We start from the raw sequence: 7,107 nt of genomic DNA on the forward strand, positions 1-7,107 counted from the left end.
TAGCCTATTATTCTCTTGTCTGCGTTCTTTTTAAAAAACATTACCTCTTGACCAATTTGTATCACCCTTGTCATCGTTCAGCGACATCGCGTTGCCGGTGAATCTGGCTCGAAGAGGCGGTGACACGATTTGCCGACTTCGGAGCCGACTATTCTGAAGCGAGGGTTTCCATGTCCAATCCCAAGCGCCAACTGGCCCTGAATCTCTTCGTCTATCCTGGTGGCCACCACGAGGCGGCTTGGCGGTTCAAGGAATCCGAACCTGGGCGAGTGCTCGACATCAGCTACTACCAGGAACTCGCGCAACGAACGGAGGCGGCAAAGTTCGACGCGATCTTCTTCGCCGATGGGCCCTCACTCCCGGAGAGCGTCCGCTATTCCTCCCGTCTTCGCTTCGAGCCGCTCACCTGGCTTGCTGCGATCGCAGCAGCGACGCAGAAAATCGGGCTGATTGCGCCGGCTTCAACCACCTACACCGAGCCCTACAATCTCGCCCGCCTTTTCGCCTCGCTCGATCACCTGAGCAAAGGGCGGGCTGGGTGGAACATCGTCACCACAGGTGATGCCGGAGCGGCGCAGAATTTCGGCTTGCCGGAGCACCCCGCATGGTGACCGTTACGAGGAGGCGCGCGAATTTCTTGAGGTGGTGACCAAGCTCTGGGACAGTTGGGAGGACGAGGCGCTCGTTGCTGATCCCGATAGCGGGGTCTTTGCCGATACCGACAAGGTGCACAGCATCGACCATGTGGGCAAGCATTACCGGGTCCGCGGGCCGCTCAACATCGCGCGCGGACCCCAGGGGAGGCCGGTCTACGTCCAGGCGGGCTCGTCTGATGACGGCCGCTCTTTCGCGGCCCAGCACGCCGAGGCAATCTTCACCGCACACCAGACGCTGGCGAGCGCGCAGTCCTTCTATGCCGATATAAAGACCCGTGCCTCCGCGCTCGGACGGCAGCCGGAACATATTCGCGTCCTCCCCGGCATCAGTCCTTATCTCGGCTCGATGCAGGCAGAGGCCGATAGACTGGAGGAGGAGCTTAACGAGTTGATTCAGCCGGCCGCTTCGCTAGAGCAACTCAAGCGCATGATCGGGATCGATCTAAGAGGTCATGACCTCGACGCACCGTTTCCTCGCCACCTTGTCGACACGAAAGGGCTCAACGCCGTCGCCAGTCGGTTCCAGCTTGTTGTCGACATCATCGACCGCGAGAAGCCGATGAAGGCAGACGCTTGCGGGCACATCAAGCGACATCCCCCGGCTCACTTGAAAGATATTCTCCTCACGTCTCGCTTCGCCAAAAACTCTTCTTCAATCGTCGCAACATTAGTATACTAATTCTATAGACTATATGAGTTCCCGGTCATAACCTTATGGGGATTATTGCACCCAGAGCTCATGTGGAGGACCATGATGAAAGCATATTTGCGCCTTCCGACCGCTATCCGATGCATCCTATCGACAGCCCTCCTGATGACCGGGGCAGCCCTTGCCGAGCCTCTCCCCGACAATGCACCTGTCCCCAGCACGATCGCCCCAGGGACCAGGCTGGTCATCGGCGATCCGCAAACCCGAGTCGCGCTCACTCTTTCGGGCGAACTGGGCAACCTGCCTTTCCAAGTCGATTGGGCTAACATCTCGGGCGGCCCGCAGACGATCGAGGCGTTCCGAGCCAAGGCGCTGGACGTTGGTTCAGTCGCTGATATTCCTCCGATCCACTCGCAATGGACTGGCTTGGATGTCAAGATCGTCGCGGCAAAATTCCGCCTCGATCCGGTGGGGCATCCTATCTACGTCATCGCCACCGCACCGCATTCCGGCATTGACAAGCTCGACGATCTCAAAGGCAAGAGAATTGCCTTCAGTCCTGGGCAGGCTCAGGGTGCGCTCGTCCTACGGGTCTTGAAAAAGGTTAACTTGCAGCGCGACGACGTCCAACTCGTCGAATTGCCGAGTGTCGGCGATGCCTATGTCAATGCGCTGGCGAGTAAGCTCGTCGATGCAGCGCCGATTGCGGAGGCGAATAAGCAGCGCTTCATTCAGAACTACGCCAAGGACGGGGCTAAGGCGCTCGCGCACGGCCTGCGTGACGATCCCGCGTATCTGTATGTGGTGAAATCCTCTCTTGAGGATCCTGATAAGGCCGCAGCCATCCGCGCTTATGTCGCGGCATGGGGCCGTGCCACGAAATGGATCGAGACGCATCCCGAAGAATGGATCAACGGATACTACATCAAGGACCAGGGCCTGAAAGAGGACGCTGCGCGGTTTCTGGTGGAATCGAACGGCCATCCGGATGTGCCACTCGATTGGAACGGGGCGATTGAACGCCAACAGGAAACGGTCGACCTGCTCGCGGAAGAACTGAAGAAGCCGGCCCTGAAAGCGGAAACCCTGTTCGACCGCCGATTCGAGACAGTTGCCGGCGCTGCCTATCGGGGAGAGTAAACCATGGTGAACCTTTCGATCCCAAGCGCCGATTCTTCCTCCGGTGCACCAAGACACCAGCAATGGCTCAGAAGGCCGAGCCTTGGCAGGATCCAATCCTCGCCATCGACCACGAGCAACCGGACCGGACGCCAGCGGCGGCGCAAGCTTGGACCAGGTCCGACCGTCCCTTATGGGGCTGCGATTGGCCCTGCGCTACTCCTCATCTTGTGGAGCATCGGCTCGACCACTGGCTATATCGACGACCGCATCCTGTCAGCACCATGGACTGTCGCGCTGACCGGCCTTGAACTGATCCAAGATGGCCGCTTACAGGAGAATCTCTGGACCTCCTTCGCCCGTTCCTTCTGGGGTCTGTTCTGGGGCATCGTCGCTGGGGCATCGCTTGGTGTCATCGCCGGCCTGAGCCGCATCGGCGAGTATCTCGTCGACGGTCCGATCCAAATCAAGCGCGCCATCCCTGCGTTGGCCCTGATTTCTCTCCTGATGCTCTGGTTCGGCATCGGCGAAGGCATGAAGATTCTGACCATCGCACTGATCACGTTCGCACCGATCTATATCCAGACCCATGACGGCCTGCGCTCGACCGACGCCCGCTTCATCGAGCTGGCCGAGACGCTCGGCCTCAGCAACCTGCAGTTCCTGCGCCATGTCGTGCTTCCGGCAGCTCTGCCGGGCTTTCTTCTCGGCCTACGCTTCGGCGTCACCTATGCTTGGCTGGCGCTCGTCGTCGTCGAACAGGTCAATGCCACCAGTGGCTTGGGCTATATGATCAATCTTGCCCGCACCTACGGGCAGACCGAAGTCATCATCCTGTGCCTTGCCGTCTATGCTGCGCTCGGCTTGAGCTCGGACTGGCTGGTACGCTTTATCACGCGAAAGACCCTCCCATGGCGAAAGATCTTGGCGGACTGATCCGGGAGCCTGTCGTGCAGGTGCGCAGGCTCAGGCGCCGTTACGGCGAGCGCACGATTGTCGACGGCGTCGATCTTGATATCGGCCGCGGCGAGTTCGTCGCTCTGCTCGGTCGCTCAGGCTCCGGCAAGAGCACGATCCTGCGCGCACTCGCTGGCCTTGACCATGGCGTTCCAGGCTCAGGCCAGGTTGACACTCCCGACGCAATCTCGGTCGTGTTCCAGGATGCCCGACTGCTGCCGTGGAAGAAGGTGATTGACAATGTCACGCTCGGATTGAAGGGAGGGGCCTCCCGCGAGCGCGCATTTAAGGCTTTGGAGGAAGTCGACCTGGCGCCGCGCGCAACCGCTTGGCCGATGCGGCTTTCCGGCGGCGAACAGCAGCGCACTGCCCTAGCACGTTCGCTGGTCCGCGAGCCTGAGTTCCTCCTGCTCGATGAGCCGTTCGGAGCGCTCGACGCTTTGACCCGGTTGCGGATGCAGGCCCTTCTGCTCGATCTGTGCGCCCGTCACCAGCCGGCAGTGCTGTTCGTGACGCATGATGTCGATGAGGCAATCCGCCTGGCACAGCGCATTCTTATTCTCGATCAGGGCCGTTTCACGGTGGATCTGGAAGTCAATTTACCCTCTGACAGAGGAGAGCGCGAGCTACGCGTCGCGCAACTGCGCGCTCAGCTGTTGACTAGCCTCGGCGTGACTGAGAAGGAGCTGCGCCGCGTTGCGTGATGGGGGCGAGGACAAACTTCGAAGAGTGAATGTCCTCAGCTGATCTGGTGCCTGCTTAGCTCAGGGCTGTCGTTAAAACAAAGCAAACGCTGCGCCTCAAAGGGCTTGAACAGGATCATCAGGGCCACCCGTCGAGCGCTCAGGTCCACCTCGGCGCCAATGGGAGCCTTAGGATCACACTCGCTGTGTGCCCCTGAAGAGCTTTGGAGCTACGGTCATCATATTGTGACTTGTCCAGGTTAATGGAACGGGGCTGCCGATCCAGCAAGCTCCACCATCAAATTGCGGAAAGGTTTTCTTTCGTTCGCTTTCCGACAGAAAGTCATTCGCGTTTGAGCGATGAATTAAAAACCCATTCCCGTTGACGGAGCCATGAGGCCAAGCCACTTTCTCAGGGTCTCAGAACCCGATCTGGCATTCGAGACCGCGGTGATTTGAAGTGAGCAGCTTGCGCCGCGAAACCAAACGCTAAAGCGTCACGATGCGTCGCATGCGCCTCGTGATCCCATCGAAGGGTTGCGATCATGATTGTTGCTCTGCTGAACTTCGCCTTGCATCGAATGGTGCGTCGGGCTCGCGGCACCCGGAGCTGGTGTCGCCACTATTAAACAGCCTTTTCCCGTCCTTGAGACAACCGCATCCTTGCCAACCCAGCGTTGGCGGCAGGGGGCTTCTGTCATGCCACATACCACTCACGTTATTGAAGTCGGAGACGTTACCGCCGGCATCGTTGTCGCCGTCGAAGGCGGCTTCCGGTTCTTCGCCGCCGGCTTCGCCTTCAAGTCCCTCGATCTGACCGTCTTTGCCTCGATCGAGGAGGCCAGCCGGGCGGCGCGTAAAAAACTCACCCGGCGTCGTCGCTGAACAACCCTGCAAGGTTAACATGAACCCCAAAACGCTCCTGGTGACGGTCGTTGCCGTCGCGACAGCGCTGTTCGTCTCGGCCTTCCGCGTGCAGGCTGCCAATGAAGGCCCTCTCGTGACCACGGAGCGACCCGGAAGGAGGTAACGTAGCGGCCTGTTCGCTGTCTGAGCCAAGATCCGCCAAGCCGGTCAAGATCCATGCCGCTCGCCATCATTGCATCCCCAGGCAGCGGCGCAGAGGGACAAACTGGGCCGATCATGACGCTGCCTGCGCCAGCGGAGAAGCCTCACAGTGCGGTTCTCCGAGGAGGCGACTGCCGCATGGCAGGCCGAACCCTCGCGACGGGCAGGATGATCGCCTCATCGAGATAGCTCAGTACGGGGAGACGTCCGGGATGAGGTCGACGAGGCTGAGACATCGGCGGCAGTTGCCGCCGCTGCAGCCTTCACAGACTCCGGCACCGGCGGTCTCCGGCGGCAGGGGAGAGGGCAATGACATCCTTGTAGATAGCGCGCCCAATCCGTCAGCCGGGCCCCGATCCTTATCCCTTGCCCTTTCCTGAGATATGTTGTTCTCATCCGAAGTGCTGGCTACTTCGCTGAACCCAGTGGTAAAATGGTTCGAACATCGTTGTATTCTCGTTTTATTGCGAAACTAATATTGTCATTTTTCAAAATCAAACCAGTCGAACATTCTGCATTTTAGTCGACAATACTAATATTTACGATGTAAATATTTACGAGGCATAGAATTTCAATTAGAAACCCTAGGCAGGGTGCTGACTGCTACACCCTGCTTCACGTTGATACTTGTGACCCTGCGCGTCCACTCACGTGGCGCGCATACCAAGGAGACGAGACATGGCGACGATTGGAGGCGGGGCATACGGTGATGTCCTGCACGGCACTGCCACTGCCGACGTGGTGTTTGGGCACGGCGGTGATGACCTGATCTTCGGCGGAGGAGGGGGCGACGCTCTCTCCGGCGACGAAGGCCAGGACGTCATCTTTGGCGGGAGCGGAGATGACTGGATGTCCGGCGGCTCTGGCGACGACTGGCTGTCTGGCGGCGAGGGAGCTGACGTCCAGGACGGCAACGACGGCAATGACGGTCTGTTCGGCGGCAACGACGATGACGTTCAACTCGGCGGCGCTGGCGACGACGACCTCCGCGGCGGCCATGGCAACGACATCCAACTCGGTGGCGGCGGACATGACATCATTGAAGGTGGTTCCGGTGACGATCTGATGCAGGGCGGCGTTGGCAGCGACATCCTGCGCGGCGGCGCCGGAGATGACATCCTGGATGGCGGCGGCGGCAACGATGTCGTGCTAGACTTCAAGGCCGGTCAGGACCTCCTGCAGATCTCGAAAGGGATCAACGGCACCGATATTGCCACTGCCGACGATCTTGCGAGCCGCGTTCAGCAGGTCGGCCACAACACGGTGGTCGATCTCGGCAACGGCGACAGCATCACTCTGGTGAATGTCAACGCCGACGACGTTCACACCAGCCCGGGCGATTATTTCGTCGTCCACTAGCCGCAAACGGGTGCTGCGGACACCAGCCGCAGCACCCATCCCTGAGATATCGCCAAGCGGTCAACGACCTGTCGCCCAGGGCTGGTGATGCGCTGCCACTTCGACCTCGTAAACGAGCAAGAGATCGTTCCGGACGATATGGTTGTTGAAGCCCCGGATCTTAAGACCACAAAGGCGGAAGCGCACAAGGCCATCAGTGAGTTGCGATGGGAATATGACGGGGCCGCCGAGGACTGGGCTGGGTAGCGGCCGAATATCGGTGGTCCCGAAGGAACTCGTCTTTTCTTGTATCCTCTCACCAAGGCCTGTGTTGAGAGCGGCTCCAGTGCCCCGCGTCGCCCGCGATGGCAGTCCTCCGGGATCTTCAAAGCGATCGAACCCCCGCGCCTATTGGGATCATCAGCGCGGACCGAAAGATAATGGAGCAGGATACGGTGGCGCGAGCGGACGCATGGATGTTGTGCGGCACATGATCCATCACGCAAACGCCCGCTCTTCAGCGGGCGTCGACGCGCGCTGTGGTGCCGCACGATGTTAGACCGCTATCGCCGGCGAGCGATGCGGTCGATCTGGAAGCGCCTGATGCCGAGGTCATCGAGTTCCCGATCGGAGAGCC

6 protein-coding genes and 1 pseudogene are annotated in these 7,107 nt (G+C 59.8%); all 7 read left to right on the forward strand.

The window, feature by feature from the left end; translation table 11 throughout:
* Positions 1-170 precede the first annotated feature (170 nt).
* The 7 genes and pseudogenes from DC522_RS13100 (at position 171) to DC522_RS13125 (ending at position 6,491) form a co-directional block, all read left to right on the forward strand.
* A pseudogene (locus DC522_RS13100) lies at positions 171-1,335 on the forward strand (NtaA/DmoA family FMN-dependent monooxygenase).
* Positions 1,336-1,407: 72 nt separating this feature from the next.
* On the forward strand, positions 1,408-2,445 hold the full coding sequence (locus DC522_RS13105) for an ABC transporter substrate-binding protein (RefSeq protein ID WP_205769629.1): 1,038 nt from the start codon (positions 1,408-1,410) through the stop codon (positions 2,443-2,445).
* 3 nt (positions 2,446-2,448) lie between these two features.
* Positions 2,449-3,360, forward strand: a complete 912-nt coding sequence (locus DC522_RS13110; protein WP_116529133.1) for an ABC transporter permease — start codon at positions 2,449-2,451, stop codon at positions 3,358-3,360.
* A complete protein-coding gene (locus DC522_RS13115) occupies positions 3,336-4,085 on the forward strand; it encodes an ABC transporter ATP-binding protein (protein WP_116529134.1) in 750 nt (249 codons plus the stop codon). The genes DC522_RS13110 and DC522_RS13115 overlap by 25 nt, the downstream gene beginning before the upstream one ends.
* 678 nt (positions 4,086-4,763) lie before the next feature.
* Positions 4,764-4,949, forward strand: coding sequence for a hypothetical protein (locus DC522_RS13120; RefSeq protein WP_116529135.1), 186 nt, complete (start codon positions 4,764-4,766; stop codon positions 4,947-4,949).
* A 19-nt stretch (positions 4,950-4,968) separates the two neighbouring features.
* The gene (locus tag DC522_RS36860; RefSeq protein ID WP_256369853.1) at positions 4,969-5,094 is read left to right on the forward strand and encodes a hypothetical protein; all 126 of its coding nucleotides are present in this window, start codon (positions 4,969-4,971) and stop codon (positions 5,092-5,094) included.
* 716 nt (positions 5,095-5,810) lie between these two features.
* The gene (locus DC522_RS13125) at positions 5,811-6,491 is read left to right on the forward strand and encodes a calcium-binding protein (RefSeq protein WP_116529136.1); all 681 of its coding nucleotides are present in this window, start codon (positions 5,811-5,813) and stop codon (positions 6,489-6,491) included.
* The last annotated feature ends 616 nt before the right edge of the window (positions 6,492-7,107 follow it).

This window comes from Microvirga sp. KLBC 81, from assembly GCF_003075415.1.
Lineage (GTDB): Bacteria > Pseudomonadota > Alphaproteobacteria > Rhizobiales > Beijerinckiaceae > Microvirga.

Coding starts and splice junctions, on each gene's coding strand:
- DC522_RS13105 (WP_205769629.1), top strand. CDS start 1,408: ATGATGAAAGCATATTTGCGCCTTCCGACCGCTATCCGATGCATCCTA.
- DC522_RS13110 (WP_116529133.1), top strand. CDS start 2,449: ATGGTGAACCTTTCGATCCCAAGCGCCGATTCTTCCTCCGGTGCACCA.
- DC522_RS13115 (WP_116529134.1), top strand. CDS start 3,336: ATGGCGAAAGATCTTGGCGGACTGATCCGGGAGCCTGTCGTGCAGGTG.
- DC522_RS13120 (WP_116529135.1), top strand. CDS start 4,764: ATGCCACATACCACTCACGTTATTGAAGTCGGAGACGTTACCGCCGGC.
- DC522_RS36860 (WP_256369853.1), top strand. CDS start 4,969: ATGAACCCCAAAACGCTCCTGGTGACGGTCGTTGCCGTCGCGACAGCG.
- DC522_RS13125 (WP_116529136.1), top strand. CDS start 5,811: ATGGCGACGATTGGAGGCGGGGCATACGGTGATGTCCTGCACGGCACT.